General features: G+C 73.5%; 2 protein-coding genes. One reads left to right on the top strand and one right to left on the bottom strand.

What is annotated here, in order from left to right; all coding sequences use genetic code 11:
* The coding region (locus BN11_RS24230; protein ID WP_053084167.1) for a thiamine pyrophosphate-binding protein at window positions 1–1187 on the bottom strand (1187 nt) is incomplete at its 3' end.
* A gap of 122 nt (window positions 1188–1309) precedes the next feature.
* On the opposite strand from BN11_RS24230, the gene BN11_RS17440 reads away from it, so the two are divergent.
* Window positions 1310–2038: an MFS transporter gene (locus BN11_RS17440; RefSeq protein WP_083433849.1), complete on the top strand. Its 729-nt coding sequence runs from the start codon at window positions 1310–1312 to the stop codon at window positions 2036–2038.
* Window position 2039: the final 1 nt, after the last annotated feature.

The following is a 2039-nucleotide window of genomic DNA, read 5'->3' as shown; positions in this document are numbered from 1 at the left end:
AAAGAAAAACCCCCCCCGTCGCCGATGACGATCGCATCGTCGCCGAGGCGGGGAAGCAACTCGCCGTAGATCCGGGCGGGGTGGATCAGGTCGCCTCCGGCGGTCAGGAGCGGGGCGTCGGCCGCGCCGGCCGCGTCCGCCTGCTCGCGCAGGCCGCTGCGCCACTCGCGCCACCCACCGGGGCCGCCGACGAGGTCCCAGAGCGTCCGCAGTATGCCGCCCAGGTCGCCCGCCGCGCTCGCCGCCAGTGTGCGGTGGGTCGCGATCTGGTCGGTGCTGTCGGCAATGTGGATGACGGGCGTGTCCGTGCCGGCCGGCCCGAAGGTGCCGTAGCCGATCCGGAAGTCGAGCGGGGCGCCGACGACGATCGCCACATCGCACTGTGTAAACGCGGCCCGCCGGGCCCGGGTCACGCAGCCGGGGTGGGTCGGCGGGAGGATGCCACGGCCCATCCCGTTGCCGATCGCGGGCAGGTCGAGTGCCGTGACGAAGTCGAGCGCGGCCTGCTCCGCGCCATCTGCCCACACGTCGCTGCCGAGGATGACGATGGGCCGCCGTGCTTCGCGGAGCAGGCGCGCGATCTCGGCAACGGACTCCTCGTCGGGGGCCGGGCGGCCGCCGGGCCCGGGTTCGGCAGTACCCAGGTCACCGGCGGGCGCGAACAGCACGTCGATCCCGGCCTCGACGAAGGCCGGCCCGCGATGCGCCGTGCTCGCCGCCGTGAAGGCCGCCGCCGTGAGGGCACCCACCTCATCAGGAGTGTGCGCGGTCGCGCTGCTCTTGGTGATCGTGGTGAAGAGCGGCGCCTGATCCATCTCCTGCAAAGCGCCGCGACCCCAGGTCAGTTCCGGCGCCCGGCCGCCGAAGACGACCACGGGAGCACCGCTGAAGTGTGCCTGTGTCACCGGGCTGACAGCGTTGGTCACTCCCGGACCTGCGGTGACGACAGCGAAACCCGGTGTGCGCGTGAGCTTTCCGACCGCTTCGGCGGCGAAGACGGCACTCGCTTCGTGGCGCACGTCGATCATCCGCAACGGGGCCGCGCCTCGGTGGGCGGCGTCATACAGCGGAAAGACGTGCGCCCCGGAGAGGGTGAACATCGTCCTCACCCCGGCCCGCGCTGCAGCCGCCACCGCGGCGGCGCCGGCGGTGGCGTCGGGGTCGGCAGCGACCGACGGAAGCGTCACAGCGCTAACTTACTCGCCAGTTGCCTAGGGCGGGGGCCGACACGTCGCGCAGCCGAACCGCGGTTGCGCCGGGCCGCCATTGGCCCTATGCGCCCTGCCCACCAAGGCCTAGATTTGCCCGCGTGACCCAGTCCCGCAGCGTTGCGCCGGACGCCCTGCCGCGCCGGGTGCGCATCGGCTATGGCCTCGGCGGTGTCGCCACCGGGTCGTTCGGCACCGTCCCCGGCCTGCTCCTGCTGCCCTACCTGACCGACCACATCGGCGTCGGCGCGGCGATCGCGGGCCTGATCGTGTTGCTGCCCAAGGCGTGGGACGTCGTCCTCAACCCCATCGCCGGCCGCATCAGCGACCGATCGGCCCACCCCGACGGCCGCCGCCGGCCCTTTCTGCTGCGTGCCGGGCTGGTCCTGGCCGGCTGCTTCGTCCTGCTCTTCGCGGGCCCGAGCGCGCCGACCTGGCTCGGCGGCGGTTGGGTCGCGCTGGCCTTCCTCGCCTGCGCGACGGCATACGCCTTCTTCCAGGTGCCCTATGTCGCGATGCCGGCCGAGCTGACCTCCGACTACGCCGAACGGACTCGCCTGATGACGTGGCGGGTGGCGATCCTCGCGCTCGCCATCCTGCTCAGCGGCGGGCTGTCGCCGGCGATCCGGGACGCCGTCGGCGGTGCGTGGGGCTATCGGGCGGTGGGCATCTTCGTCGCCCTCCTCATCGCCGCCGGTGCGTATGCCGCATGGCGCGGCACCGCGGGCGTGCGCCTGCACGACGTCGCCGCCCCCGTCGCGGGCCTGGGGGAGCAACTGCGGCTCGTCGCGGCGACGCCGGACTTCCGGCGGGGGGGGGGGGGGGAGTGAG

The sequence above is a fragment of the Nostocoides australiense Ben110 genome (assembly GCF_001050535.1).
In the GTDB taxonomy this organism is placed as follows: Bacteria; Actinomycetota; Actinomycetes; order Actinomycetales; family Dermatophilaceae; genus Nostocoides_A; species Nostocoides_A australiense.
This window is presented reverse-complemented; position numbering and strand designations above follow the sequence as displayed.